Here is a 26,742-nt window from a genome sequence, read left to right on the forward strand (position 1 = left end):
TTTCGATACGCATAAGATATTTTTACACAATAAAAAAAGATGGATTTTAAAATGACGGAAGAAATTGTTACTCAATCAAATTTAGATACAAAGACCCGAGTGAAATCCATTCTCGGTGGTTCAGCTGGTAATCTTGTTGAATGGTACGATTGGTATGTCTATGCGGCATTCACCCTCTATTTCGCCCATGCTTTTTTCCCTCAAGGCAGCCAGACTGCACAGCTTCTCCAAGCTGCGGCCATCTTTGCAGTGGCTTCCTCATGCGGCCCATTGGTGCATGGATTATGGGGATCTATTCAGACAAAAAAGGTCGAAAGTCAGGTTTAACCCTCTCCGTCACACTCATGTGTATCGGCTCATTGATGATTGCCATTTCTCCAACGCATGACCAAATTGGTATTTTGGCGCCGATTATTCTTGTGGTTGCACGACTAATTCAAGGTTTAAGTGTCGGCGGTGAATATGGCGCCAGTGCTACCTACCTCAGTGAAATGGCTGACCGCGACCGTCGTGGTTTTTTTTCAAGCTTTCAATATGTGACACTGATTGCAGGTCAGTTGACTGCACTGTGCGTACTACTTATTTTGCAATGGTTGCTGACAGAAGAACAATTGCATGATTGGGGCTGGCGTATTCCGTTCTTTATTGGTGCGTGCTTAGCGGTAGTGGTTTTCCGTATTCGACGTGGCCTGCTAGAAACCCAGTCCTTCAAAAATGCACAAGAGCAAAAGGACCAGCCTGAATCAGGCTTATTTTCTCTATTTAAGCATTATCCGAAAGAAGCATTCACGGTGTTATTTTTAACAGCTGGGGGTACATTGGCTTTTTATACCTACACCACCTATTTGCAAAAATATCTGGTCAATACCTCTGGCTTTAGTAAACCTGAGGCCACGCAAATCACCACTTTAGCACTGTTTATTTTTATGTGCTTACAACCGCTAGCAGGTGGTCTATCCGATAAAATTGGTCGTAAGCCTTTAATGATCGCTTTTGGGATCTTAGGGGTGCTGTTCACCTATGTTCTATTTAGTGCATTAGGACAAACTCAAGATTATTGGACTGCATTTTGGCTCTGTCTCGCAGGTCTAGTGATTGTTACGGGATACACCTCGATCAATGCGGTTGTAAAAGCAGAAATGTTCCCTGCGCATATTCGCGCATTGGGTGTTGCACTGCCTTATGCTCTTGCAAATACCATCTTTGGTGGTACGGCAGAATTCTTCGCGCTGAGTTTTAAAGAAGCTGGTCACGAGTCATGGTTCTTTATCTATGTGACCATCATGATTTTTATTTCGTTATTGGTCTACGTCTTTATGAAAGACACCAAACACCATTCCAAAATTCAGGAGCATTGATCAGGGTTATTTGAAGATGAGTTATTGATCAATCTGATCAAAAACAGCATGTTTTCCCCATCAAAGCTTCAGTCTATGAGGCTTTGTTTTTTTCATTTAGTCGTGAAAAATGTATCTTGTCAAAAATATCGCATTTTATAGACTAAAGTCGCATGATTTTCTGCGACAACAGGAGTATAAATTAAATAAATATAGTTCCATCTCCCATTTCGACAAAATATATTGATTTAAACTTTTCCCAAAGAGTTTAAATGGATATGTTTTGCATTCATTCCTTGGAGAATGATGTGTCAAACTCATCTGAGCCAGTTGTTCCTGAACAATTGGATAGAAAAACTCGTGTCAAATCTATCCTCGGCGGATCTGCCGGCAACCTCGTTGAATGGTACGACTGGTATGTCTACGCTGCCTTTACCCTTTACTTTGCACCGCAATTTTTCCCTGACGGTGACAATACTGTAAAACTCTTACAAGCAGCTGCAGTCTTTGCACTCGGTTTCTTAATGCGTCCAATCGGCGCATGGGTCATGGGTATTTATGCTGACCGTAAAGGTCGTAAAGCAGGTTTAACGCTGTCTGTATCGTTGATGTGTGTCGGCTCACTGATGATCGCATGTGCACCAACCTACGATTCTGTAGGGATGCTCGCACCCGCTATTCTACTTTTAGCGCGTTTACTCCAAGGCTTAAGTGTCGGCGGTGAATATGGCTCTAGTGCGACCTATTTGACTGAAATGGCAGGTAAAAACCATCGCGGTTTCTTCTCAAGTTTCCAATATGTCACACTGATTTCAGGTCAGCTATTGGCTCTTTGCGTTTTAATTATCCTACAACGCAATTTCTCCGAACAAGCTTTAACTGAATGGGGCTGGCGTGTTCCATTCTTCATCGGTGCGGTGCTCGCTATTGTGGTGTTTTGGATTCGTCGCGGTTTAGTTGAAACTCAATCCTCTAAAGAAGCCCAAGAACAGGCTAAAAATGGTGGTCCAAAATCAGGTGCTTTAGCGTTATTTACCAAATATCCTAAACAAGCCTTCACTGTGATCATGTTAACTGCCGGTGGTACTTTAGCGTTCAACACCTTTACCACTTATTTGCAAAAGTATTTGGTCAACACGTCTGGCTTTGAAAAAACCACAGCAACTGAAATTACCACTGCTGCAATTTTCATCTTTATGCTTTTACAACCTGCTGTCGGTGCGCTTTCAGACAAAATTGGTCGTAAGCCAATTATGATCGCCTTTGGTGTGCTTGGTGTACTCTTCACCATTCCAATTTTCAACGGTATCGGTTCTACGACTAGCCCAACCACAGCATTTATGCTTTGCATGAGTGGTATGGTGATTGTCACTGGTTATACTGCGATTAATGCTGTAGTGAAAGCAGAGTTGTTCCCTGCACACATCCGTGCCTTAGGTGTTGCATTACCTTATGCCATTGCAAATACACTCTTTGGTGGTACAGCAGAACTTGTGGCTTTGAGCTTCAAAAATGCAGGCCATGAAAACTACTTCTTCTACTACATTACGTTCATGATTGGTTTATCTTTGATCACGTATGTCTTCATGAAAGATACGAAAAAACATAGCATGATCACTGACGATTAAGTCGCTCAGCCCTGCTATTCCACTTAAGCTCATCAAAGCCTATTTTGATGAGCTTTTTTTATATCAATTTCCATCTACTCATCGTTTCGGCTGCATCAAAGATTTAATCAAACTTCTTTTGCTTTCTTGGTTTTCCCATCGAGTCGACAGACGGACTATGGCATACTGAGCATACAAATACACACGGCGAATGAATGATGAAAAATATTTACAAAGTTTTAAGTTTGGGTATTGTTGCAATGTCGATGGCTGCTTGCCAAAGCACTCCACGTGCTTTTAATGGTCAAACAGGCTTTCAAATAGAGTCCAAATCTGCAGATAGCGCAACACTTGCATATACTTTAGCGGGTCGCCAAAACCAACAACTGGATGCCAATAAATTACAACGTGCTTGCCAAAAAGTATTAAATACGCAAAAGACCTATAAATTACAAATCTTAAGCGTGAACGAAATTGCAAATCCTGCTCTAGAAAATACCCAGTACGGCCGTCAAATTGGTAATACACGTGCGAACTTCGGTCTATCAAATACTCCTGATCTACGTAACTCTGAAAACTTAGGCGCGCGTGATGCACTCGATGCTCGCCCTGCAACCTTACGTGTGGTTCGCTATACCTGTTCTTAATCAAATTTGCAGTCTAAAAGACAAAAAATAAGACGCTTAAAGCGTCTTATTTTTTTATCGGTTCAATATTTATAGGGTTTTATAAAAACTCACATTTCGAAACTCAGGTGATTCATCCAAATCAGGCCATGTCGTTGCGCTTCGTTCATCGAGTTTTTCATATTTCGGATGACTAAAGTTTTTCACACGACTGTCTGCCACCCACACTTCTGGAGCAAACTTTAAAAATTCATCCAAAAAGAAACGGTTGCATTGGTCATACAGCACATCGGCAGCCAATAAAATATCGACTTGTTCGGCTTTATACAGATCGTCCAAATATTCAAGTTCGACATTATTCAACTCTGCATTGGCACGGCAGGCATCTAGGCTCACTTGGTCGATGTCACAGCAGATCACGCGTTTCGCCCCTGCCATTTTCGCGGCAATCGCCACCACGCCTGAACCTGCACCAAAGTCCAACACCACTTTATCTTTGACATGATGCGGCTCTGCCAACAACCACTGCGCCATTGCAAGCCCTGAAGCCCAACAAAAGATCCAATACGGCGTATCATTCCATATACGACGAATGACTTCATCATCCAATTTATCGGTTGGAAATACAGGCGGTATCAACCATAAAGAAATGGGGGTTTCAGGCAACTGTTGTGCATGTAATTCACAATGCGGAATGACTTCATGCAGTGCTTTCAGTAAATGTTCAGGGGCTTTGGGGAATTGGAAAGTACAGCTCATTGGAATTTTATTTTTCGAATATGCAGAATTTTAGTGTCATAAAAGCCTAAATTAAGATCGGAAGTTCCCTCTCCTTTTAAAGGAGAGGGTTAGGGAGAGGATTATTTATAAAAAAGCACCCTCACCCCAACCCTCTCCCACAGGGAGAGGGAGCAACATAGAATCAATTTGAGACGATCAGTTCCCTATACTTTTAGGAGATGAGAAGCACTGCTTCGCAAGAGAGAGGTCTAAAGATTAACCTAACGCTTTTTCAGCAGCTTCAACAGTTTGACGAATCAACGTTGTAATGGTCATAGGACCTACACCACCCGGTACTGGTGTATAAGCAGAAGCAATTTCTTCGATACCCACCAATTGGATATCACCTACACCGCCGCCATCACGTGGATGAAAGCCAGCATCAACAACCACTGCACCTGGTTTGATCCAATCTTTTTGAATCAATTCAGCTTTACCTACCGCACCTACAATAATGTCAGCTTGTTTAACAAAGTCAGCCAAGTTTTGAGTACGTGAGTGGCACGTAGTCACTGTTGCATTCGCTTCAAGTAGCATCGCAGACATTGGTTTACCCAAAATTGCAGAACGACCCACAACAACCGCGTGTTTCCCTGCGATTTCAATATTGTTTTCTTTTAGAATGGTCATGATACCTGCAGGAGTCGCAGAACCATATGCAGCTTCACCCATTGCCATACGACCAAAACCTAAGCAAGTTACGCCATCTACGTCTTTTTCAAGAGAGATCGCATCGAAACATGCACGCTCATCAATTTGAGCAGGTACTGGGTGTTGTAACAAAATACCGTGAACATCTGGGTTTGCATTTAATTTTTCAATTTCAGCAAGTAATTGTTCAGTTGTGGTTTCTTTAGGAAGCTCAACTTTTAATGAATCCATACCAACACGGCGGCAAGCATTCCCTTTCATACGTACATAAGTTGCAGATGCACCATCGTCACCTACCAAAATAGTCGCAAGAATTGGGGTACGACCAGTTTTCTCTTTTAGCGCTTCTACGCGAGTCAACAAGTCAGCTTCAATTTTCTTCGCCAATGCACGACCATCTAAAACTAATGCCACGGCACTTCTCCAAGTGATGATATGAATCAATTTTGCACATAATACATGATTATTTTAAATTTTTTACCTTGTATGCTGCTTTTATGCTCATACAGATGAATCTGCTATTGTTTTTTTTTCAGAGCTTGCTAATATACGCATCAACAAGACATGGCGGGGTGGCAGAGTGGTCATGCAGCGGACTGCAACTCCGTGTACGCCGGTTCGATTCCGACCTCCGCCTCCAATCTTGTTAAGCCCGAGTGGTGAAATCGGTAGACACAGGGGATTTAAAATCCCCCGCCCACAAAGCGTGCCAGTTCGAGTCTGGCCTCGGGCACCATTCTTCTTCTACTGAAGATGGTGTAATAAAGAACCCAGCGATAAGCTGGTTTTTTTATGCCTAAAATTTAACACACCAATAAAAAAAAGAGGGACAACGCCCTCTCTTCTTACTTTAGAACTGTATTTCTTAAATACTTTATTCTCAAAAATTTATATTTAAATTACTTCGACCACAATCTTACCCACATGATCACCTGTATCCATGGCTGCATGTGCTTCTTGAATTTGATCAAACTTAAATGTCTTGTAGATCATTGGCAGGCATTCACCTTTAGACCATAACGGAACAACATTTTCCTGAATGCCTTTAGCAATCTCTGCTTTTTCTGCAGTATTACGCGCACGCATGGTTGAGCCTGTAATGGTCAAACGCTTCATCATGATTTGCCCCAACTTCACTTCTTTGGCTTTTGCACCACCTAAGAAGGCGATATAGACCAAACGACCATCACGACGTAATAGATTGAGGTTCTGTGCTAAATACGGTGCACCCACGATATCTAAAATCACATCGACGCCTTGCTCAGCGGTCGCTTCATTAATCACTTGCTCAAAGTCTTGAGTTTTATAGTTAATGGCATGAGTGATATTTGAAATCGCAGCGACTTTTTCATCTGAACCTACCGTCGCAAAGGTTTTCATACCTAAAGCATTACACAACATAATCGCTGTAGTACCAATACCGCTAGTACCGCCATGAATAAGTACCGTTTCACCTGCTTTGGCTTTACCCATTTGGAATACATTCGCCCATACGGTAAAGAACGTTTCAGGAATCGCTGCTGCTTGAATAAAGCTTACACCTTCAGGAATACGAATGGTTTGGCTTTCAGGCACCACGCAATATTCTGCATAACCGCCACCATTGGTCAGACCGCAGACTTTATCACCTACTTGGAATAAAGTAACCTGTGCACCGACAGCAACCACTTCACCCGCCACTTCCAGACCCGGTACTGGTGTTACCCCTTTCGGCATTGGGTACAAGCCTTGGCGCTGTAAAATGTCTGGACGGTTTATACCAAAGGCATGCACTTTAACCAACACTTCATCCGCTTTCGCATCTGGGATGGCAACGCTTTCATACGCCAGTTTATCGACACCGCCCGGTTCAGTAATAATGACCTGCTGCATGCTTTGCTGTGACATTGTTTTTCCTTTTCAATTATTGACTATTCATCTATATCTGCACTATTTGAACATAGAAAGCATACAGATTGAATAACAATGGACTTATGTATAATTGGCTGACTATTTAGCAAATTAATAATAGGCAGCACATGGTTCAGGTTGTTGAATATAACGAAGATAACGCCAGCGACTATGAATGGTTCGATGGTTTTGCCGTGATTCGTTTCTATGCAGACTGGTGCGCGCCCTGTGTGCAGAACTTCCCTGTATTTGAGCAGTGCGCAAGTCAAATGTCCGCACAGCATGCACAGCTCAAATTTGGCAAGGTAAATATTGATTCCTCACCGATACTAACCTTGCGCTATAACGTTTATGGATTACCTTCAACCTTAGTATTTTATCGCGGGCAAGTCATTCAACGTATTGCAGGTGTCAAATCACTGACTGAATTAACAGCCATCATTCAAGATGCTATGCAGTCACACTCAATACATGACTAAATAGATGTGCCTTTTATTTGGATGCAGCCTCATTCGGCAGACGGACAAACTTCATTAGCGTATTACGCACCAATGGCAACACGATCAAAATGAGCGGAAAGGCCATCATCCACGACATGCTCCATGCGCGCAGCCAAATGCCAAGAAAGCCTTCAACTAAGCCTTTATTTATCAGCATGTTAAAGCAGGAAATTGAACCGCTCATAATGCCGGACAAGATTAAGGGCATCAGCCAAGTCATGTGTTTGGGATGAAATTTTGGGAGTTGATTCATCTGTAAATACCTATTATTCGTCTTGGGCTGCGTTCTGGGCTTTTACGGTTTGTTTTAGTGTTTTCATAAACTGGCCGAAATGCGGCATGAAATCTCTAAATAAAGGATGGTCTTTATTTTCCAGCAAAGTTTCACCAAACAGTTTCAGACCCACGGCAAAGGCTTTGGTTTTTTCATCATCTAACAATTGTGCTTTGATCAAATGCTCCAGCACCTTAAACATGTCATCATGGTTGTAGGCATTAAACTGCAACGCTTCAGTATAAGTCGAAGGATTGCCCTGTGCATCAGCAATGTGTTTGAGCGTGATTTCATATTGATGCTGTTTCATTGTGTCACCTCCATACGGCTGATTTCGACTGCCGCCTGATCGATTTTTTCTGCAATGGCATAGACCTGTTCAGGTGTTAGTTCACAGTGCTGAATTTTGATGCGCAGTGATGCTTTTAAGTTTTCCATCGCACGTTTGATGTCGACGTATTGTTCATTGTTATGAATCTGCTTACGGGTATCAAAACGACACAGAATTTTCTCTACTGTGGCTTTTTCTGCCTCTAAATGCACTAAGCCTGACTGTGTGACGCTGTATTGTTTACGGTCTTCGGCATTTAGTTCTGCATGGATGTATTGCTGTTCTTCGAGGTAGTTCAGCGTTGGGTAAATCGTCCCTGTGCTTGGGCTGTAACCGCCGCCAACGATTGCGCCGACATCTTTAATGATGTCGTAACTAAACTTAGGCGCTTGGGAAATAAGATGCAGCACCAATAGTTTCATGTGCCCTGCTTCAAACAGGCGTTTTCGGGTTTTGACAGGACTTTCGATGTCTGCAATCAGGTCAGAATTTGGCATAGCAAAGATACACCTTAAGATTAATTAAGATATATCTTATCAGTTTGAGATTTTAAGTTCAATATTACGAAACTACTGGCTCTCTTTCTACATACTGTGCTTTTATCAAATGAATGAATCCTAAAAATGTTAAAAAGTTCCTAGAATCCGCAAAATAGTTTGGATATGCCTGCTTTATACCATCCACAGCATTACTCGATACCAACGCAACAATCCAATTACTTCCTTCCTGTATTGTGGATTCTAATAATGTGTAATACTCAGAAGCTTTTTCAGCTTCCTCCTTTTTAAAGTAATCACATTGAATACTTTTAGTATTTGTATTTAATCTAACTAATATATATCCATCTGGACAATTTTCTAACCGTTCTGATTGGTCCATAATATTGATAGATCTAGCAAAAGAATTAAGGAGTTGTGGTACCTGTAGTTTTTTTGATATGTATTTAATTTCTGCAACTTCTCGCAATAGTTTTTCATCTTTAAAAACATATAAAATATATTCCCTCATTAAATCTTTTTCATTTTTGATTCCATATCCTGGTAAGGACTCAATAATTGCTAACTGATTTGAAACTAACATAAAAAATCTTTGCCAGGACATACGCCCTTGATTAGTTTTCAGGTTTTGCTTAGTAAATAAATCAACAATTTCTAATGTCGTTGCCCAAGTATGTTGCATCTGCGTTCTGAGTTGTAATTCTATATTTCTATTTTCTTTTTCGTCATTTAAAAACTTTCCAACTAAATGAACACCCCTATAACCGTCAGGCTTAGGATTTTTTAAATAATCTTTTTTCCTTAACTTATTTTCATTGTTATAAAATCTCTTATCACTTTGAATTTGCTTCAATATTTTTTGCAATTTTTTAGAACTAGAAACAACTACACGAACTCCCCCAATGTCCTGCATATTTTTAAGCATCATATTATCAAAACGAGATAATTTTTTGATTATGGAATTACTACGCTTCAACCTTTTTGCCAAGAATGCAGATTTATCAAATTTTACTGTCGCCTCTTTCAATAAAACTTCCGCACTATTCATTGAACTTTCGTGGCTATACCGCCAATATGTCAAAACATCCATCGTTGCCCTAAATAGTACCGGGTTTTCTTTAAGCAATGGATTCTGTAGATCATTTCCCGCCTGAGTAATTCTTTTACCTGTATATTTCATATTAATTAGTGATCAATTTTTTAGCATGTTATCAAAAAATCTGTAACTCATTAATATTTTTTATTTTTGCTATACTCTACCTTTATATTCTCTCACCATCCGATCACTCACATCTTCAGGATAACAAAGTGGCGCATAACCACCTGCACGGTTGTAGGCACTACGCTTACCGCACCGACTACCATTACTTGCAGTATTGTAAGGACAAGGGCAATTTCCCGGATAACTATCAATAGACTGCTGTATTATTTTCTGTTTAATTACCTCTGTACTTTGCCCATTTTGCTTAGCCTCTACTGTAAAAGCCAAACATAACCCTATTAAAAATAAAAACTTTTTCATAAAAATCCCTCTATATAATCATTTTACAGAGAAAATATTTATGTGAACCATCACACATAATTTAAGTGTTTTATTTTTCAGCAATTAATCTATAGCAATAAAAAACCCGCCATCAGGCGGGTTTTTTATTTGAAGTGGATCAATCTATTACAGACGAACCAACTCAACAATTTTCTCAGCAACTTCTTCAGCAGCATCGAATGCATAAGTCACATCAGTGCCTTCGGTCGCATCTGTAATCACAACCACACCAGTTTCACGAACCAGCGCAACTTGATCAGCAGAAAGACCCGCTTTCGCAATCGCAACCACACCTTGCTGAATCAACAAGCTTTCAATCGCTTGCGCATTTTCAAGGGCTTTAGCAGTCACAGTTACCGCAGCAGGTTTTTGACCTAAACGTGCAGCACGCGCTTCAGCAGTTACAGGCTCGTTGTGTGCAGTCCATTCAACCGCAGACTCAACCATACCCGCACCAACGGTCACGTTGCTTAAACGGTCAATAAAGATGAATGAACCTGTGTAACGACTGTCTTGATAACGGTCAAATACCACTGGCGCATCAAACTCAATCATTACATCTGCAATCGCATTCAATTCAAGCTGTTCAACTTCCGTTTTTTCCAATGTGTTTACATTGGTACGGTAGTTAATTTTAGCTACTTTGGCAGGAATAGTTTGCGTACCAAACTTCACGTTATACAGCTTGCCAACCACTAAAGGCGCATCTGTCATCCATACCACAGAGGCACGTGCAGAACGTGAAATTAACGGCTGTTCGCCCGCTTTTACCAACACGTTACCACGTGAAATATCAATTTCATCGTTCAGTGTTAAAGTTACCGCTTGACCTGCAACAGCATGGTCTAAGTTACCGTCAAAAGTCACGATTTCTTTAACAGTCGAAGACTTACCAGATGGTAATGCAGTAATGGTATCGCCAACTTTTACTTCACCAAGTGCAATCGTACCGCAGAAGCCACGGAAATCGAGGTTCGGACGGTTGACATATTGAACAGGGAAACGGAATTCGTGCTTGCTTGTATCATGCGAAATTTCAACAGTTTCCAAAGTCTCCATTAAAGTCTGACCTTGGTACCACGGCGTATTTGGCGATTTGTTTACAACGTTATCACCATTCAACGCAGAAATAGGCGTGAAGATAATGTTCGCAGGTTTACGGTCGCCCAATTGGTTTACGAACTCATTGTACTCTGCTTGAATTTCATTAAAGCGCGCTTCAGAGAATTCAACCAAGTCCATTTTGTTCACTGCAACCACGATATTACGAATACCCAAAAGACTCGCAATAAATGAGTGACGACGAGTTTGCGTTTGAACGCCATAACGCGCATCAATCAAGATGATCGCTAAATCGGCAGTCGACGCACCAGTCGCCATGTTACGTGTGTACTGCTCATGCCCTGGGGTGTCAGCAATGATGAACTTACGTTTTTCAGTAGAGAAATAACGGTAAGCCACGTCAATGGTAATACCTTGTTCACGCTCTGCTTGTAGACCATCGACAAGTAAAGCCAAGTCAGGCGCATCACCCGTAGTACCCACTTTTTTAGAGTCACGAGTCACAGCTTGTAATTGATCTTCATAAATCAATTTTGAATCGTAAAGCAAACGGCCGATTAAAGTCGATTTACCATCATCTACGTTACCGCAAGTCAGGAAACGTAGAAGGTCTTTATTTTCGTGTTGTTTTAAATACGCCAAGATGTCTTGGCTAATTAAATCTGATTGATGAGACATTGCTCAAAGCTCCACATATTCTTTTGAAATCGGTTTCTGAATCTTTTTAATCCCTCTAAATCTCCCTTTAAGAAAGGGAGACTTTGCTCCGTTCTTTCTCGGGAGTTCCCCCTCTTTAGTAAAGAGGGTGAGCAGCACTGCTGCGCAAGGGAGATTTCTTAAGATTCTTAGAAGTAACCTTCCTGCTTTTTCTTTTCCATCGAACCTGCTTCATCATGGTCGATCATACGGCCTTGACGTTCAGATGTGGTGGCTAAAAGCATCTCTTGGATAATTTCCGGCAAAGTTGTTGCAGTTGATTCAACCGCACCTGTAAGTGGGTAACAACCTAAGGTACGGAAACGCACCGATTTCATTTGTGGCACTTCACCTTCGTTCAAACGCATACGCTCATCATCAACCATGATCAGAGTACCGTTACGCTCAACCACTGGACGTTCAGCAGCCAAGTACAAAGGAACCAATTTAATATTTTCGAGGTAGATGTATTGCCAAATATCCAACTCAGTCCAGTTAGACAATGGGAACACACGAATACTTTCGCCTTTGTTCACTTTACCGTTGTAAAGATTCCAAAGTTCAGGACGTTGGTTTTTAGGGTCCCAACGGTGTTTAGTATCACGGAATGAGTAAACGCGCTCTTTGGCACGAGATTTCTCTTCGTCACGGCGCGCACCACCGAAAGCCGCATCAAACTGATATTTATCAAGTGCTTGTTTTAAGCCTTGAGTTTTCATGATATCAGTATATTTTGAGCTACCGTAATCGAACGGATTCACGCCTGCGTCTTTACCTTCTTTGTTTTGATGCACGATCAAATCAAAGCCATGCTCTTTTGCCATGTTGTCACGGAAAGTAATCATGTCTTTAAATTTCCAACCCGTGTCTACATGCAGTAGTGGGAATGGAAGTTTGGCAGGATAGAATGCTTTTAAAGCAAGATGCAGCATGACCGCTGAATCTTTACCGATTGAATACAGCATGACTGGGTTTTCGAACTCAGCAGCAACTTCACGGATGATATGAATACTCTCAGCTTCAAGCTGTTTAAGATGAGTAAGTCTTTCCTCATTTAATGACATGGACAACACCAGCTTAGAATATGTGTACTTATTACACTTTTAAAGATATATATACATTATAGTGATTAAGCTTTCATAACGATTGCTTGTTTTGTGATATTGATATTCTTATTCGTCATATACAAATTGTCTGATACTGCTTATCAATTTTAATTAATTTAATACGATAGACTTATCAATTTCAGTATTATTCTAGTCCGAGATCCGTAATTTTACGCAATTTTTTATCAATTAACTAATCGCTAAATCCTCTAAACAATCGGTATTCAAACTCGCTCAAACTACCTAAAGTAGCTATATCACTCTCCAATAGTTATTGATATGCCATATAGTCACTGTACGCTTGAAACCTTAAAGTCGCTGATTGAAGCCGCAGGTCTTGCTGGCTATATTTATCAGCATTCTTCACACATGCTCGTGCTCCAAGAAGCCTTAAATGATGACGGCAGCCCGCTGAATAACTTTATCCAACATGAGCTGAGTGCTGACCAAATTGGCCTTCAGTTCGGCCTACGACTTTTGGACAATAAACTCGAATTTTTGATTGGGGTGACTCACAGTAACCAAGATCGCGGCTACGAAATTGGCGCTGGCAATTTAAAGGCCGATCAACGCGCATTTAATCTGCTCTATGCTTTTTATAATTTTCCCAAAGCATTTCACTTAATCCATTTCCCGCTCGCAGCCAATAGCACCCAGTTAGAAGAAGAGATCGAAAAGCAACTGTTTCAACTTGAAAGCATGGGCTTTTTAGACACTGCAATTAAAACCAATCCGATGGGCGAACAAGTGAAGTGGATGAAAAAATTTATTGTTCAAGCGGCTTTAGATATGAAAGTACGCATTCAAACTTCATTGTTATAAAAAGGGTTAAAGCTTACTAAAAAGCGCTCTATTGAACGCCAGTTCAAATCTTCATATGACATCGAAAGTCACAGCAAAGCCCTCAGCACTGCCGTGACGCTTATAAATTTACATTTCCTAACATTGTTTTCTGTGCCGTTTAACAGGCCATTTCTCTCCCTTGAGCACGACCACTTATATATCTGCAATTAGACTGAAAATTTGATTGATCACAATGACTTAAATCTTAAATGGGTAAAGCAGAAATACTATTAACTTTAGATTTAGATAATCCTGACTTAATTGATCACCTATTTTTAAAGAAAAACTTAGTAATAGCTCACATAAAAGCCGACTTTTTGTTAATCTGATCTGTAATTTTTTTACACAATTTCGACAGATAATGTTATTTTATTTACTGAAAAAAATTCGGCCAGAATTATTTTTTTTTGATTTTTTATAAGCATAAATATAGAGATAAATATAATGTGGGAATTGTTTACTCACCCGTCTAATATCGTGTTTAGCATCAGTCTCTGCTTAATGTTCTTGTTTGGACTTTTTGAGATTGTGTTAACAATTTTAGGGGGTGGTTCTCAAGGCTTCTTAGATCAATTCCTACCTGAGGATGTTGGTCATAATGCAGAGCTAGGTGTAGATGCCGATGCAGGTATCGTGACACGTGTGCTCGATTGGTTGTATTTGGGTCGTATTCCACTGTTTGTATGGCTCATCATTTTCTTATGTGTCTATAGTTTGTTGGGCTTTGCTATTCAAGCCATCGTTAACCAAATGACCAGTATGATGTTCAGTGCATGGATTATTGCACCAGCCTGTATTTTTCTGTGCATGCCCTTCGTACGTTTTAGCGCAATGCTCATTGCCCGTATTTTACCCCAAGATGAAACCACTGCCATTTATAGTGATGAATTGATCGGTAGAACGGCCACGATCATTTTGGGTGATGCACGACCCCAGTCTCCTGCTCAAGCCAAAGTCAAAGATCAACACGGATTGACCCATTATATTTTGGTTGAACCTGAACAAGATGAAATTTTCAGCCAAGGTCAATCAGTGGTTTTAACCCAAAAAACAAATGTAGGCTTTCAAGCCACCATGCTCTAAATTTTGAATGAATTGATGCTCGATCAGTTCTTCAAACAACATATAAATACATTTAACGCGTCATATGTTCAGCAAATCTCGAAGTCATGATGAGTCAACAAAATACTGATTTTTAAACCAAACTTGTTAGCACTTTAGAGGGTTAACTTGAACTACAACAAAAGAGATAAACGTCCATGTTAGACATTATTCCAAGCGGTATCCTTGTAACAGTCGGGATAATTTTTGCCGCACTTATTTTTATTGGTTTTATTATTGCTCGACTTTATCGTCGCTCAAGTAAAGAAATTTCATTTGTGCGTACAGGCTTCGGCGGTGAAAAAGTGATTTTAGGTGGCGGTGCCATTGTGCTTCCGGTGCTACATGAAATTATCCCTGTCAATATGAACACCCTACGTCTTGAAGTACGCCGTGCAGATGACCAAGCGCTGATTACACGTGACCGTATGCGTGTCGATGTGATGGCGGAGTTCTATGTCCGTGTGAAACCAACAGCAGATTCGATTGCTACCGCAGCACAAACGTTAGGTCAAAAGACCATGTCGCCAAATGAGCTTAAAAATTTGGTTGAAGGAAAATTCGTTGACTCTCTACGTGCAGTTGCCGCAGAAATGGCGATGGAAGAGTTGCATGAAAAACGTGTCGACTTCGTACAAAAAGTTCAGCAAGTGGTGTCTGAAGATTTACATAAAAACGGTTTGGAACTTGAAACCGTTTCATTAACTGGCTTAGACCAAACAGGCTTTAAATACTTTAACCCACAAAATGCGTTCGATGCTGAAGGTTTAACTAAACTGACAGAAACCATTGAAGACCGTCGTCGTAAACGTAATGCGATTGAACAAGATGCAGATCTTGCAATTAAGACCAAGAACTTAGAAGCAGAACAAGCACGTCTACAAATTTTGCGTGAAGAAGAATATGCAAAACTGCAACAAGAACGTGAAATTTCAATCCGTCGTGCAGAACAGCTTGCAGAAATTGCATCACAAGAAGCTGCTAAAAAACGTGAAGCCGAAGAAGCGCGTATTGCTGCTGAACGTGAAGTTGACTTAAAGCGTATTACCGCTGCACGTGACGTTGAAAATCAAAATATTCAAAAGTCACAAATTATTCAGCAAGCCCAAGTGGAACAAAAGAAAACCATTGAACTCGCTGAGCAAGACCGTGCAATTGCCATTGCTGAAAAATCTCGTGCTGAATCTGAAGCTAAAGCACATGCCGATCAAGCCCGTGCTCAAGCGGTAAAAGCCGAAGAAGAAGTGATTACCGTTCGTCAAATCCAACAAGCTGAACGTCAAAAAGCTGTTGAATTGGTCTCTGCGAAAGAAAAAGCGGAGAAAGATGCGATTGCCATTACTGTCGCGGCTGAAGCGGGTAAACAAGCAGCCGCAGATGATGCTGAAGCGATTCGTATTGCAGCTGAAGCCGAAGCTGAAAAAGTTCGCTTAAAAGCCAAAGGTGAAGCTGACGCAAAAGTTCTGTTAGCTCAAGCGATGGAAAAACAATACCAAGTTGATGCTGAAGGTACACGTGCAGTGAACGAAGCAAACAACGTATTGTCATCTGAACAGGTTGAAATGCAAATTCGTTTAGCGATGCTGAAATACTTACCAGAAATCATTCGCGAAAGTGTTAAACCAATGGAAAACATTGATGACATTAAGATTTTGCAAGTAAATGGTCTAAATGGTGGTCATGCAGGTTCTTGCCAAGGTGATGCTCACCACGAAGGCAGCGGCAATGTTGCCTTGTCAGACCAAGTGGTGAATAGCGCCCTACGCTACCGCAGCCAGGCCCCACTGATTGATAGCTTGATGAGTGAACTTGGTATCCAAGGTGGCGATATTAATGGTTTAACTCAGAGCTTAAACAAAAAAGCTGGTTAATTCGTTTTACACGCTAAAAAAACCGCAGCTTAATCCTGCGGTTTTTTTTTATTGAGATCATCGACAAGGAAGACTTACGAGAGCTTAAAAAATTCGTTCAGTACCAAATCATGACTTTAAAATGACGAAATACTGGATCACAACAAAGTGCAAACCAAATCACACTTTTAAGAATAACCCTTCCCCTGCAATCTTGCTACAATCTTCAAATTCATCATATTCTGCTTAGCTGTACTTGCTAAAACGTGCAGCAAAATATGCGATGAAAACATTTACGAATGATAATACGCTCAGTGCAAGTATAAATATGACTTCTTCCTTAAATGCCGTTACTTCCCTACGCCCCTTTAAAAAATTAATAGGTCTAATGACCTGCTTCGGTTTGGTCTTTTCAGGCTGTAGCAGTGCTGAAACGGTACGTATTACCCACCACCCTATACAAGATTTGGTCAAGCAATATGCATCAGCCAATCCTTTACATCAAACCTTGACCAGCAAAACACCAAAGCCAAGCACTACAGAGCATATGCGCATCATGCATATCGACTTAGATTATGTTTATGATGCCAATCAGGCTCAACAAGAAAAAAATATCCGCGCTTTGATCGAACGTATCCGTCACATTGAAGCCAATACGATTTTTCTACAAGCTTTTGCAGACCCTGATGCCAATGGTTCGGCTGATGCTGTGTATTTTAAAAATCGCTATATCCCAATGCGCTCAGATTTATTTCAACGTGTTTTGCACGAAATACGACAGCAGACTCAAGTAAAAACCGTATATGCATGGCTGCCTTTAATTGCGTGGGAGTTCCCGAAACAATACCCGTTGCAATATGTAAAAAGCCAAAGTGAAAAGAAAGGTTATATTCGGATATCGCCCTTTGACCCGAAAAACCAACAATACACAGCAGAAATTTTTCTAGATTTTATTCAGCAAAATAAAGTAGATGGCATTCTTTATCACGATGATATCACTCTCAATGATTTTGAGGATAATAGTACTGCAGCGCTTCAGACCTACAAAACATGGGGCTTCGATCAACAATTGATTGGACAGCCAAAGCATGCGCAGCAGCTTGAATTTTCACGCTACAAAACCGCTTATCTAGACCAATTTGCTGAAGGCATCAGTCAGATTTTAAAACAGCAGCAACCCGACTTACATTTTGCTCGCAATATGTATGCTGAAGCTGTGCTGAACCCGAACAGTGAAAAATGGTTTAGCCAGTCCAATGCCAGCACCTATCAACATTATGATTACAACGCCATCATGGCCATGCCCTATATGGAAAAAGCAGATGACCATCGTCAGTTTTATTTAAACTTGATCGAGCGTGCCAAAAAATATGATCCCAATTTGAGCCGTACCATTTTTGAACTTCAAGTGACCGATTGGAATCATCAAAAACCTATTTCCAATCAGGAACTGACTGACACCATCCGTTTACTGGAACAACATGGTGTGCAACATATCGGGTATTATCCAGATGATTTCGTGCAAAATCATCCAGATGCACAGCAAATAAAAAAGGCATTTGCACCTGCCCTAGCTAATGACTGATACAAATGCCTACATCATCAGATCTAGGATTCTAGATCTGATGAAGAACGCTGATTAGCTGTTGATTTTATAGTGTTCTAATTGACCATCATCCGTATAGTGCAACGTGATATTTTTTGATTCTCGCATCGTGGCTATATCACTGGCTTTTACGTGAAAGCTTTTCGCCAAATCTTCATCTTGAGCATTCTCTGGCGCCTTTCTACGGTCTTCCCCATGAAAACGCATCCAGTTATAACTTGCCCAAACAAATAGACAGCAAATAAAGATTCCGATTGAGAAAATCAATTTCATGATCGATAGACTGGTCATCGGTTGGGACTGATCCATAACCTGTGAATACACCACCGTGCCTTCAAACCACCAAAACACAAGGGTTAATAGCGGTAAAAACAACCACATCCAAAGCATCCACCCGACTGCCATCAGACCATAGCCTGCTGACTTGCGTTTGACGTATTCAGGTTTATCAATATATTCAGGTAATTCAAGCAATGATTCATCTTGAATAATTTTAAAATCTGAATCTGCAACCGGCTTCTGATTTTGTAAATTAACTTGGTTCATTGTTTTCCTCCCCTCTAAATCCACGGTCTGGACTGACCCAACGCGCACGCTTTTGGGTTTTAAAAATAGTCTTTGGCAAAGCAACGACCGTTGTCAGCATGGCTAAGATCCAGAAAAATAAGGGATACCAAATCACCCAAAAATAATTTCGCAGTAAGCGTTTTTTGTCGTAAGCGCGATCGATCCATAAACTCACGAGGAACTGGAATAAACAGGTCACGCCTAAAATCACTCCATACCATTGAGGTAAAAGTGATTGAATCGCCCACTCACCCGGTAATGAGAAAAATAGACCATAAAAATACAAGACAAAAATACTGAACATGACATATGCCCAGATCACGCTAATGATAGATTCGAATGCAATCGGCCACATCCGACGTAAACGCCATTTAAATATTTTAGGTAAATAGGCAAATAGTACTTCGATGCCGCCTTGAGCCCAACGTAAACGTTGTTTCCAAAGTCCATTAAATGTTTCTGGCATATAGATATAGCAAAGGGCTTGCGGTACATAGTGCAAATCCCAATGATCAAACTGCAAACGCCATGACACATCAATATCTTCTGTGATCATGTCATCACGCCAATAACCAATGCGGTCTAGTGCCGTTTTTCTGAAACCTGCAATTGCACCTGATACTGTAAAAATACGACCATAGGTTCTTTGAGATCGCTTGATTAAGCCAATAATAGAAGAAAACTCTCCAACCTGAATTTTACCCAAGATGCTTGAACGGTTCACAATACGTGGATTACCGGTTACAGCGCCCACGCGTGGAAAACTGGTCAGATGATGCATCATCCAAAGTGCCGAATGCGGATGCAGCAATGCGTCACCATCTATACAGATCAAGTATTCAAATTGGCTGACCATCGTGCCTGCACGTAATGCATACGCTTTACCCTGATTCTCAGCCAAATGCACCACACGCAATTTAGGATATTCGAGTACCAATTGGTCTAGAATTTCAGCGGTTCGATCTTTACTTCCATCATTCACCGCTATCACTTCAAAATTTGGATATTGGCTCTGCATCGCATATCGAATCGTGTCACGTACCTGTGCTTCTTCATTAAAGCAAGGCACAATAATGCTACAACCGTGTACGGTTGGCACGGGAAGTTCAGGTTGTTTCCATTCACGCTTTAAGTAGAACCACACGCCTCCAGCAATCCAAATCCACGCCATAAACAAGGGATATAGGAAAGCAAAGGCAAAAAACAGATCGTTAAAACTCAGTTCCCATTCTTGCATTACTGACCTCCTTGTATATACGGATCACGGTAAGTCAGTGGACTGCCATTCAAGCTGATGCTTTGATATAGGTGATGTTGAACGCGTTCGCCATCCTGAAGCTGATAATTATTCAGTCCGATTTTTTGAACCGACGCTGCGCGCAAAGCCTGATAGTTTTGCTGATACTGCGTCCAATCTTTCTCGGACATATTTGGATTGATATCCAAACTGACAATCAAGCGTTGCTTTTGCTCTGTATTCAAAGTCTTCAATGCGGACATAAAGGCTTTAAAACTTTGCGGATGCTGACCCGGGTTAATACTTAAATACAGAAAGTCTGACGCTGTTAAGGCACGAGTCACCAAAGGTTTTAATCCAGAAAACTGATGTCCAGTTAAATTCACCTTGAGCGCGGTTTGGTTGTCATTACTAATATTGGAATAAAAATGCGCTTGCGCCTTACTACGCTCTTTAATCGCAATAATTTTTTGCACTTGCTCAGTACATGCGATTGACCACTGTGCTGAATGAATTGCACAATCCAAGCTGTTACCGGTGTTAATAATTAAACCTTCAAGCGAACTATTGTTTTTCAATAGATCTGCCGTTAGGTCTGCCAAATTAATCCCCTGCTGTAACTCCAAACTGATTGGGAGCTGTGCATAGACTCGATTACCAATTCGTGTACGGGCTTGCCATACAGTGCGATTCAGTAAATCTTGTTGCATCGGCAGTTTTGAATTTGGGAAAAATAAGGCATCAATTTTACCGTCACCATCATGATCAACTGCGGCATTTAAAAGCAATGTATTAGTTTTTAACGCATTGACCTGATCTAATAATCTCCCTAATTTCTGATCTGATTGCTCAGCCGTTGGTGCTTGTAATTCAGCCAAATTAAAATTCAGGAATGTTTTACGTTGTTTATAAGGCGCACGAGCTTCAACGATAAAGTCTTCCATATTTTGGTGGATAAACTCTGGTGTTGGGTTATCCATAATCAAGGCACGCTGATAGGTATGCACTGAATCTGCCTGACTGACCACATTACCTAAGCTAAAGGACATGGGTAGTCCTGCTTTACGTGCATATCCCTCAATTTCCGGTGTAACTGCACCGTATGGCCAGAAGATTGCCATACTATGAATACCCAATTGACGATCGAGTTCTTGTTTAGATTTCTTCAAATCTTGCACAATACGCTGCTCAAACTCAGCATCGGTTTCATAACGATTTTGAGCTGGAAAATACTGACGTGTAATCGCAGCAGGTTCCATATTTTTTTGTGGGTTTGCCAAAATACCATGATGCAGATCATCCGAATGCGATACAAATTCGGCATATCCCGACTTTTGCATTTCCCGCATTTGATCCCAATTCATCAAATTACCCACACCATAAGCTTCATAAGCATCTTTGGTATTGCCATTGATCCAACTGGTTGGAATAGCAAAAACTGCAGGAAATTGATATTGCTTTAACAATGGAAAGACTTTGCTATAACTACTTAGCGCACCATCATCAAAGGTTAATAACAGCGCCTTTTCAGGTAACTTTTTCTTTTGTAAGCGAGCCTGCATGACATCTTCTAAACGAATGGGTTGCCAACCTTCTCGTTTAATCCACGCAAAATATTGCCCAAGATTTTGCGTACTTATCGCATAGACATCTCGATCACCACGTTTGGCGACATCATCTCGAACATCATGGAAGGTCAGCGTTACAAATTGGTTATGTGCGGTACTTTCTTCAAGTTCAGGCATCGCCGAATTTGCAGTTTTTAGCACATTATTTTCAGCAAACAGATATGTCGTACTGATGGGCAAAGTTACAGCTAGAACTAAGCTTTGCTTCAACATGCGGTGTATTAATGTATTTTTCATTAGAAGCGCCCCTCAAATCCAACAACTGCATAACTACGATCTTCATCTTTTCCGTCATACGGATGTGAACCCCAACCTATGCCGTAGTTCAGTTTCCACGTGCGTGAGAGTTGCCAATCATGTTGATAATACAAATTATAAATCGGACGACTTGAGTAGCCTTTTTGTCCGAATGTACCGATAGTTGCTGCAAAGTGCTGATTAAAATGACGTTCATAATCACGCCATGTCATCCAATCATGTTCCAATGTCACTTCAGCGCTATAGCTATGTTCGGGGTTAAAATAAGGCACATCAACCGGATCATTTTTTCCGTAATAACCACGCAGTGTTGCCGCAGAAATATGATGTGGAGATTGTTGGAATTGCTGTTTAAAATACCCTGACAGTTCTTGGCGTAGATTGCCATCATCAATATCGGTCAATTGATAACTTGCGCCTGCCTTGCGTGATTCATTTTGTTGCCAGTTCAATGCAAAACGATAAGCCTGCCCTTCGTGGTCCTGTGCCAAAGATTGCAATGGAATATCCGCTTGGCTATCGTAACCCAGTGCATAGTTCCAATGATCATTCAGCCAATGTGACCAATCTAATTGCACACCAAAACGGTCGCCATCGGTGCTTTGAGAGAATAATGTAGATGCAGCTTTACGATCCGAAGCCCACTCTAAACCCATGCCAATCCGCTGGTCTTTTAATTTGCCAGACTCATACTTCGACCAACGATTGCTATGGTCTGCAAAGAGTCGATAATTATCGTAAAACCATGGGCTATTGATACGCGTCCAGTTTTCCTGTTCACGTGAACCTTTCAGGCGATTTTGTACACGAGGATCATCCGACTCACTTTTTGCAAAGCTACTCTGATGTTGAATTGACGCACGATTCCGATCATCTAATTCTTTTTTACTTTGTTTTACGCCCGTATCATCACCGACATGACTGACCATATATTGATTGAGTTCACGCCAAGCTTGAATTTGACTCAAGGCTTGGAAATTCTGCATGCGGTTAATTTGCGTTCCCTGTGAAATGGGCTCTAAGCTATTCTGCTGCGCCAAAGTGTGCTGGGATTGCTCTGGTTTTTCACGCCAACGTTGAATTAATGCCAAATTATTTTGATACCCGATATTGCCGGGAGCCTTAGCGGTTAAGTCATTAAAGTAACGTTCCGCTTTTTCATGCTCGTTGCGATAAGCATAGTTCAATCCCTTCAACGCAATAAATTCAGTACGATCATCGTGTGGCGCCTTATCAACACCTTTTGCATTACTATAAACAAAGGTCGGTAACTGTTTGTCCATGGTGTCGATTAACTGATTGGCTTGTTTAAATTTTTCTTGTTCAATCAAGCTATAGTACAAACCAGCATAGACGTTATAGTCCGCATAATTTTTTTCAGCAAATAAACTCTGATATAAAGGCTCAGCTTTTTCAGGTTGACGTAATTTTAAATAACTGTCTGCCAAAGCATGTCGTACATAAGCAGGCATTTCTTTAGTTGTTTGACCTGTTTTATCTACTTGTACCAGTGCCTGCTTTGAAGCATTACGTGCATTTAAGGCATAGATATATTCATAGTAAAATTTACGTTTACTGGCTTCATCTGTAGGAAGTTTGTCTTCATAAGCTCTCATTTCAGCCAGAACACGATCTAGTGGTTCAAATGCCGTTGCTCCACGCTTCATATCAAACGCATTTTTTGAAGCTTGAATGCCTTGTTGGATACGCTGTGAGAACTCATTCATCTTGAGCAAATGTTGCAACACTGGCTTAGAACTGTTGAGTCCATTGGCCTGAATATAGCTTTGCGCAGTGGCAAAATCGCTATTTTGCAATAGAGCCAATACGAACTGTTCTTGGGTATCTGCATTGGGCTGTTTTTCTAACGCATATTTCGCTGCATTGAGGGATTCAGCAGGCATATCCAATAATCGATAGGCATAGGCCAATTGCGAAAGATAATCTGCACCAAGCAACTGTAAGTTTAGATTTACCAGTTTTTGTTTTGCTTGATCTTTTTGACCTGATTCTGCCAGCAACACACCCTGCCAAATCAACCACTGTTCCGATTGATCCTGCTGATAAAATTTTTGTGCCCACTGTAAGGCTTGATCATATTGTTTAAGATCGCGTAAAGCTTTGATGACACTGACTTTGCCATAATCTGGAAACGTCGTTGGACTAATCTTCGCCAAGTAGGCCACATCTGTAGAGCTAAAGGTTGCATTTGCATAACGCAGGAGCGTGTAATCTGCAATGAGCTTCTGATTTTCAGGATGTTGCGCTAATAAAACTTGTAATTGGTTAAATCCCTGATCCACTTTACCGACACGGATATCTGCAACACTTTGTTCTCTTTGCTGATCAATATTATCAACTGCAAATACAACCGTAGGAAGGCTCGAAAAAATCGACAAGAAACATAGACGAGATAAATAAGATTTATAAATCATGATTATTCACGTTAGAAGAGTAATTATTCATCAAATTAAATTAATGTGATGTGTTTCACATTATATCATATTTTGACCGATTAAATTTGGTTAATTATTCATACTAAAGTGTTAATAATGAATGAGAATATGCTGATTTTATAAATTTTCTTTACTATTCACCCACTATTATTAAATAAAAATAAAAAAACCCCTCATTTGAGGGGTTTTTATTAACAGAAACTTACCGTACTTAAGCAAGACCTTTTGACTTTAAGACTTCAAACATAGTTGAGCCTAATTCAGCAGGACTACGGGTATAGGCCATTCCGGCTTTTTCAAAAGCAGCAAATTTCTCTTCTGCTGTACCTTTACCGCCCGAAATGATCGCGCCTGCATGTCCCATACGTTTACCTTTTGGTGCAGTCACACCCGCGATATAACCGACAACAGGCTTAGTTACATTCGACTGGATATATTCAGCCGCTTCTTCTTCTGCTGTACCACCAATCTCACCAATCATGATGATCGCTTCAGTTTGCGGGTCGTCTTGGAACAGCTTTAAGCAATCAATTTGGTTCATGCCCGGAATTGGATCTCCCCCAATACCGATACACGTCGACTGACCTAGACCCAGCTTCGTGGTTTGCGCTACAGCTTCATAGGTCAGAGTCCCTGAACGCGAGATAATGCCGATTTTACCCGGTTGATGAATATGCCCCGGCATAATACCGATCTTACATTCACCCGGAGTAATAATCCCTGGACAGTTCGGACCAATTAGACGTGCATTGTTACCATAGGTTTCTAGGTAACGTTTCGCTTTTAGCATATCAAGTGTCGGTACACCTTCCGTAATTACAACGATCAGCTCTACACCTGCATCTATAGACTCAATAATTGAATCTAAGACAAATGGTGCAGGTACATAAATCGAGGTTGCCGTTGCACCCGTTTCACGCACCGCTTCTTTCATGGTATTAAATACGGGTAGATTCAAATGTTGTGTGCCGCCTTTACCCGGAGTCACCCCACCGACCACTTTTGTGCCGTAAGCAATTGACTGTTCAGAATGGAATGTGCCGTTTTTACCGGTAAAACCTTGTACCAATACTTTGGTGTCTTTATTAACTAATACGCTCATGATCTCTACTCCCTTAGCCTTTTACCGCAGCAACGATTTTTTCTGCAGCATCGGCCAAGCCATTTGCAGAAATCAATTTCAAACCTGATTCATCAAGTAATTTTGCACCCAACTCTGCATTGTTCCCTTCTAAACGAACAACCACAGGTACAGTCACATTTACTTCTTGAACCGCTGCAATAATTGCTTCAGCAATCATGTCACAACGTACAATCCCACCAAAAATGTTGATTAATACACCTTGTACAGAACTATCGGCCAAAATGATTTTAAAGGCTTCAATTACGCGTTCTTTGGTCGCGCCACCGCCTACATCTAGGAAGTTTGCAGGTTGACCACCATAGAGTTTAATGATGTCCATGGTTGCCATCGCTAGGCCAGCACCATTGACCATACAGCCAATATTGCCTTCTAAGGCAACATAGTTCAAATCAAATTCTGATGCTTTCAGCTCACGCTCATTTTCTTGCGTTTTATCGCGTAGTGCTGCGATTTCTGGTAAGCGATATAAAGCATTTGAGTCGATACCAATTTTTGCATCCACACATAAAATCTCGCCATTTTCACGTACGGATAACGGATTAATTTCAAATAAAGCAAAATCATTTTCAATGAATGCTTGATAAGCCGCAGACATGATTTTGACAAATTGATTCACTTGACCATCTTTTAGGTTTAAAGCAAACGCCACTTCACGTGCTTGGAATGGTAACAATCCAACTAGAGGATCTACTTCAACTTTAATAATTTTTTCAGGCGTTTCTTCTGCAACTTTCTCAATTTCAACACCGCCTTCAGTCGATGCCATAAAGGTCACACGACGGCTAGAACGGTCAACTACAGCACCTAGGTACAATTCACGCTCTACTGGATAAACATCTTCAGATACCAAAATACCGCTGACGGGTTGACCTAATGCATCTGTTTGATAAGTGACTAAGCGTGAGCCGACCATTTGGTTCACATAATCAGTGGCTTCTTGTGCAGATTTTACGACTTTAACGCCGCCTGCTTTACCACGACCACCTGCATGCACTTGGGCTTTGAGTACCGCAAACTTACCACCCAGTTGCTCAAAAGCTTTGACTGCTTCTTCTGCGGTAGTTACAAATACGCCTTCTTGGACTGGCATACCATATTTTTTTAATAACGCTTTAGCTTGATATTCGTGTAGATTCATTGAACAACCTTTTA

23 protein-coding genes, 2 tRNA genes and 1 pseudogene are annotated in these 26,742 nt (G+C 40.9%); 10 read left to right on the plus strand and 16 right to left on the minus strand.

The annotated features are described in order from the left end of the window. Window positions 1-39 precede the first annotated feature (39 nt). The 3 genes and pseudogenes from FTT92_RS08475 to FTT92_RS08485 all read left to right on the plus strand — a co-directional run bounded on the left by FTT92_RS08475 (window position 40) and on the right by FTT92_RS08485 (window position 3,591). A pseudogene (locus tag FTT92_RS08475) lies at window positions 40-1,358 on the plus strand (MFS transporter). Between the two features lie 287 nt (window positions 1,359-1,645). Next, a complete protein-coding gene (locus FTT92_RS08480; protein WP_180171867.1) occupies window positions 1,646-2,965 on the plus strand; it encodes an MFS transporter in 1,320 nt (439 codons plus the stop codon). Window positions 2,966-3,162: 197 nt separating this feature from the next. Beyond that, window positions 3,163-3,591, plus strand: a complete 429-nt coding sequence (locus tag FTT92_RS08485; RefSeq protein WP_078193296.1) for a hypothetical protein — start codon at window positions 3,163-3,165, stop codon at window positions 3,589-3,591. 69 nt (window positions 3,592-3,660) lie between these two features. Here the strand turns inward: FTT92_RS08485 and FTT92_RS08490 are convergent, their stop codons facing one another. Both FTT92_RS08490 and folD read right to left on the minus strand, forming a co-directional pair. Next, window positions 3,661-4,329 (minus strand): methyltransferase, encoded by a 669-nt coding sequence (locus tag FTT92_RS08490; protein ID WP_078189884.1) that lies wholly within the window; start codon window positions 4,327-4,329, stop codon window positions 3,661-3,663. 237 nt (window positions 4,330-4,566) lie between these two features. Next, window positions 4,567-5,415 (minus strand): bifunctional methylenetetrahydrofolate dehydrogenase/methenyltetrahydrofolate cyclohydrolase FolD, encoded by an 849-nt coding sequence (folD, locus tag FTT92_RS08495; RefSeq protein WP_078189885.1) that lies wholly within the window; start codon window positions 5,413-5,415, stop codon window positions 4,567-4,569. A 152-nt stretch (window positions 5,416-5,567) separates the two neighbouring features. Here folD and FTT92_RS08500 point away from each other — a divergent pair. Together FTT92_RS08500 and FTT92_RS08505 are read left to right on the plus strand one after the other, a co-directional pair. Next, window positions 5,568-5,641 (plus strand) — tRNA-Cys (locus tag FTT92_RS08500). A 10-nt stretch (window positions 5,642-5,651) separates the two neighbouring features. Then, a tRNA-Leu gene (locus FTT92_RS08505) sits at window positions 5,652-5,737 on the plus strand. 158 nt (window positions 5,738-5,895) lie between these two features. Here FTT92_RS08505 and FTT92_RS08510 read toward each other — a convergent pair. Continuing rightward, the gene (locus FTT92_RS08510) at window positions 5,896-6,888 is read right to left on the minus strand and encodes an NAD(P)H-quinone oxidoreductase (protein WP_180171868.1); all 993 of its coding nucleotides are present in this window, start codon (window positions 6,886-6,888) and stop codon (window positions 5,896-5,898) included. Window positions 6,889-7,019: 131 nt separating this feature from the next. Here FTT92_RS08510 and FTT92_RS08515 point away from each other — a divergent pair, with 131 nt between their 5' ends. Next, entirely contained in the window at window positions 7,020-7,370 is a 351-nt protein-coding gene (locus FTT92_RS08515) for a co-chaperone YbbN (protein ID WP_180115380.1), read from the plus strand. A 13-nt stretch (window positions 7,371-7,383) separates the two neighbouring features. Here FTT92_RS08515 and FTT92_RS08520 read toward each other — a convergent pair whose 3' ends face one another. From FTT92_RS08520 to cysD, 7 genes are all read right to left on the minus strand, one after another. Beyond that, on the minus strand, window positions 7,384-7,644 hold the full coding sequence (locus tag FTT92_RS08520; protein WP_180171869.1) for a DUF2798 domain-containing protein: 261 nt from the start codon (window positions 7,642-7,644) through the stop codon (window positions 7,384-7,386). 13 nt (window positions 7,645-7,657) lie between these two features. Beyond that, complete coding sequence (locus FTT92_RS08525; RefSeq protein ID WP_180115382.1) at window positions 7,658-7,975, minus strand: DUF3861 domain-containing protein; 318 nt, start codon at window positions 7,973-7,975, stop codon at window positions 7,658-7,660. After that, the gene (locus FTT92_RS08530) at window positions 7,972-8,493 is read right to left on the minus strand and encodes a PadR family transcriptional regulator (RefSeq protein WP_180171870.1); all 522 of its coding nucleotides are present in this window, start codon (window positions 8,491-8,493) and stop codon (window positions 7,972-7,974) included. Before FTT92_RS08530 ends, FTT92_RS08525 begins: the two co-directional genes overlap by 4 nt. 64 nt (window positions 8,494-8,557) lie before the next feature. Further along, window positions 8,558-9,673: a RelA/SpoT domain-containing protein gene (locus FTT92_RS08535; protein ID WP_180011010.1), complete on the minus strand. Its 1,116-nt coding sequence runs from the start codon at window positions 9,671-9,673 to the stop codon at window positions 8,558-8,560. 69 nt (window positions 9,674-9,742) lie between these two features. Beyond that, window positions 9,743-10,015 (minus strand): hypothetical protein, encoded by a 273-nt coding sequence (locus FTT92_RS08540; RefSeq protein WP_180011012.1) that lies wholly within the window; start codon window positions 10,013-10,015, stop codon window positions 9,743-9,745. A gap of 147 nt (window positions 10,016-10,162) precedes the next feature. Then, window positions 10,163-11,776: a sulfate adenylyltransferase subunit CysN gene (gene cysN, locus FTT92_RS08545; RefSeq protein ID WP_180171871.1), complete on the minus strand. Its 1,614-nt coding sequence runs from the start codon at window positions 11,774-11,776 to the stop codon at window positions 10,163-10,165. A gap of 167 nt (window positions 11,777-11,943) precedes the next feature. After that, complete coding sequence (gene cysD, locus FTT92_RS08550; protein WP_078189893.1) at window positions 11,944-12,858, minus strand: sulfate adenylyltransferase subunit CysD; 915 nt, start codon at window positions 12,856-12,858, stop codon at window positions 11,944-11,946. 321 nt (window positions 12,859-13,179) lie between these two features. Between cysD and FTT92_RS08555 the strand changes: the two genes are divergently transcribed. The 4 genes from FTT92_RS08555 to pgaB (FTT92_RS08570) all read left to right on the plus strand — a co-directional run bounded on the left by FTT92_RS08555 (window position 13,180) and on the right by pgaB (FTT92_RS08570) (window position 18,279). Continuing rightward, complete coding sequence (locus FTT92_RS08555) at window positions 13,180-13,722, plus strand: hypothetical protein (RefSeq protein WP_180171872.1); 543 nt, start codon at window positions 13,180-13,182, stop codon at window positions 13,720-13,722. Between the two features lie 465 nt (window positions 13,723-14,187). Next, complete coding sequence (locus FTT92_RS08560) at window positions 14,188-14,826, plus strand: YqiJ family protein (RefSeq protein ID WP_180007473.1); 639 nt, start codon at window positions 14,188-14,190, stop codon at window positions 14,824-14,826. Window positions 14,827-15,002: 176 nt separating this feature from the next. Next, entirely contained in the window at window positions 15,003-16,715 is a 1,713-nt protein-coding gene (locus tag FTT92_RS08565; protein ID WP_111884397.1) for a flotillin family protein, read from the plus strand. A gap of 307 nt (window positions 16,716-17,022) precedes the next feature. Beyond that, entirely contained in the window at window positions 17,023-18,279 is a 1,257-nt protein-coding gene (gene pgaB / locus FTT92_RS08570; RefSeq protein ID WP_180171873.1) for a poly-beta-1,6-N-acetyl-D-glucosamine N-deacetylase PgaB, read from the plus strand. A gap of 54 nt (window positions 18,280-18,333) precedes the next feature. Here the strand turns inward: pgaB (FTT92_RS08570) and pgaD are convergent, their stop codons facing one another. The 6 genes from pgaD to sucC all read right to left on the minus strand — a co-directional run bounded on the left by pgaD (window position 18,334) and on the right by sucC (window position 26,728). Then, complete coding sequence (pgaD, locus tag FTT92_RS08575; RefSeq protein ID WP_111884399.1) at window positions 18,334-18,846, minus strand: poly-beta-1,6-N-acetyl-D-glucosamine biosynthesis protein PgaD; 513 nt, start codon at window positions 18,844-18,846, stop codon at window positions 18,334-18,336. Beyond that, the gene (pgaC, locus tag FTT92_RS08580; protein ID WP_180092156.1) at window positions 18,833-20,104 is read right to left on the minus strand and encodes a poly-beta-1,6-N-acetyl-D-glucosamine synthase; all 1,272 of its coding nucleotides are present in this window, start codon (window positions 20,102-20,104) and stop codon (window positions 18,833-18,835) included. Before pgaC ends, pgaD begins: the two co-directional genes overlap by 14 nt. Then, entirely contained in the window at window positions 20,104-21,969 is a 1,866-nt protein-coding gene (pgaB, locus tag FTT92_RS08585) for a poly-beta-1,6-N-acetyl-D-glucosamine N-deacetylase PgaB (RefSeq protein WP_257231647.1), read from the minus strand. Before pgaB (FTT92_RS08585) ends, pgaC begins: the two co-directional genes overlap by 1 nt. Then, window positions 21,969-24,425: a poly-beta-1,6 N-acetyl-D-glucosamine export porin PgaA gene (pgaA, locus tag FTT92_RS08590; protein WP_180171874.1), complete on the minus strand. Its 2,457-nt coding sequence runs from the start codon at window positions 24,423-24,425 to the stop codon at window positions 21,969-21,971. The genes pgaB (FTT92_RS08585) and pgaA overlap by 1 nt, the downstream gene beginning before the upstream one ends. A gap of 232 nt (window positions 24,426-24,657) precedes the next feature. Continuing rightward, window positions 24,658-25,548 carry a succinate--CoA ligase subunit alpha gene (gene sucD, locus FTT92_RS08595; RefSeq protein WP_180024115.1) on the minus strand — a complete coding sequence of 297 codons (891 nt, stop codon included), beginning with the start codon at window positions 25,546-25,548 and terminating at the stop codon, window positions 24,658-24,660. A gap of 13 nt (window positions 25,549-25,561) precedes the next feature. Then, window positions 25,562-26,728, minus strand: coding sequence for an ADP-forming succinate--CoA ligase subunit beta (gene sucC / locus FTT92_RS08600; RefSeq protein WP_078192988.1), 1,167 nt, complete (start codon window positions 26,726-26,728; stop codon window positions 25,562-25,564). Between the last annotated feature and the right edge of the window lie 14 nt (window positions 26,729-26,742).

Origin of the sequence: Acinetobacter sp. YH12023 (assembly GCF_013420135.1) — a bacterium.
GTDB classification, from domain to species: Bacteria; Pseudomonadota; Gammaproteobacteria; order Pseudomonadales; family Moraxellaceae; genus Acinetobacter; species Acinetobacter amyesii.

What these genes read in the sequence shown, in the direction of transcription:
- pgaB (WP_180171873.1), top strand. Translation starts at nt 17,023, where the DNA reads ATGACTTCTTCCTTAAATGCCGTTACTTCCCTACGCCCCTTTAAAAAA.
- cysN (WP_180171871.1), bottom strand. Translation starts at nt 11,776, where the DNA reads ATGTCTCATCAATCAGATTTAATTAGCCAAGACATCTTGGCGTATTTA.
- pgaC (WP_180092156.1), bottom strand. Translation starts at nt 20,104, where the DNA reads ATGCAAGAATGGGAACTGAGTTTTAACGATCTGTTTTTTGCCTTTGCT.
- FTT92_RS08560 (WP_180007473.1), top strand. Translation starts at nt 14,188, where the DNA reads ATGTGGGAATTGTTTACTCACCCGTCTAATATCGTGTTTAGCATCAGT.
- cysD (WP_078189893.1), bottom strand. Translation starts at nt 12,858, where the DNA reads ATGTCATTAAATGAGGAAAGACTTACTCATCTTAAACAGCTTGAAGCT.
- FTT92_RS08485 (WP_078193296.1), top strand. Translation starts at nt 3,163, where the DNA reads ATGAAAAATATTTACAAAGTTTTAAGTTTGGGTATTGTTGCAATGTCG.
- sucC (WP_078192988.1), bottom strand. Translation starts at nt 26,728, where the DNA reads ATGAATCTACACGAATATCAAGCTAAAGCGTTATTAAAAAAATATGGT.
- pgaA (WP_180171874.1), bottom strand. Translation starts at nt 24,425, where the DNA reads ATGATTTATAAATCTTATTTATCTCGTCTATGTTTCTTGTCGATTTTT.
- FTT92_RS08520 (WP_180171869.1), bottom strand. Translation starts at nt 7,644, where the DNA reads ATGAATCAACTCCCAAAATTTCATCCCAAACACATGACTTGGCTGATG.
- pgaD (WP_111884399.1), bottom strand. Translation starts at nt 18,846, where the DNA reads ATGAACCAAGTTAATTTACAAAATCAGAAGCCGGTTGCAGATTCAGAT.
- FTT92_RS08535 (WP_180011010.1), bottom strand. Translation starts at nt 9,673, where the DNA reads ATGAAATATACAGGTAAAAGAATTACTCAGGCGGGAAATGATCTACAG.
- FTT92_RS08530 (WP_180171870.1), bottom strand. Translation starts at nt 8,493, where the DNA reads ATGCCAAATTCTGACCTGATTGCAGACATCGAAAGTCCTGTCAAAACC.
- pgaB (WP_257231647.1), bottom strand. Translation starts at nt 21,969, where the DNA reads ATGAAAAATACATTAATACACCGCATGTTGAAGCAAAGCTTAGTTCTA.
- FTT92_RS08515 (WP_180115380.1), top strand. Translation starts at nt 7,020, where the DNA reads ATGGTTCAGGTTGTTGAATATAACGAAGATAACGCCAGCGACTATGAA.
- FTT92_RS08490 (WP_078189884.1), bottom strand. Translation starts at nt 4,329, where the DNA reads ATGAGCTGTACTTTCCAATTCCCCAAAGCCCCTGAACATTTACTGAAA.
- sucD (WP_180024115.1), bottom strand. Translation starts at nt 25,548, where the DNA reads ATGAGCGTATTAGTTAATAAAGACACCAAAGTATTGGTACAAGGTTTT.
- FTT92_RS08510 (WP_180171868.1), bottom strand. Translation starts at nt 6,888, where the DNA reads ATGTCACAGCAAAGCATGCAGCAGGTCATTATTACTGAACCGGGCGGT.
- FTT92_RS08555 (WP_180171872.1), top strand. Translation starts at nt 13,180, where the DNA reads ATGCCATATAGTCACTGTACGCTTGAAACCTTAAAGTCGCTGATTGAA.
- FTT92_RS08540 (WP_180011012.1), bottom strand. Translation starts at nt 10,015, where the DNA reads ATGAAAAAGTTTTTATTTTTAATAGGGTTATGTTTGGCTTTTACAGTA.
- FTT92_RS08565 (WP_111884397.1), top strand. Translation starts at nt 15,003, where the DNA reads ATGTTAGACATTATTCCAAGCGGTATCCTTGTAACAGTCGGGATAATT.
- FTT92_RS08525 (WP_180115382.1), bottom strand. Translation starts at nt 7,975, where the DNA reads ATGAAACAGCATCAATATGAAATCACGCTCAAACACATTGCTGATGCA.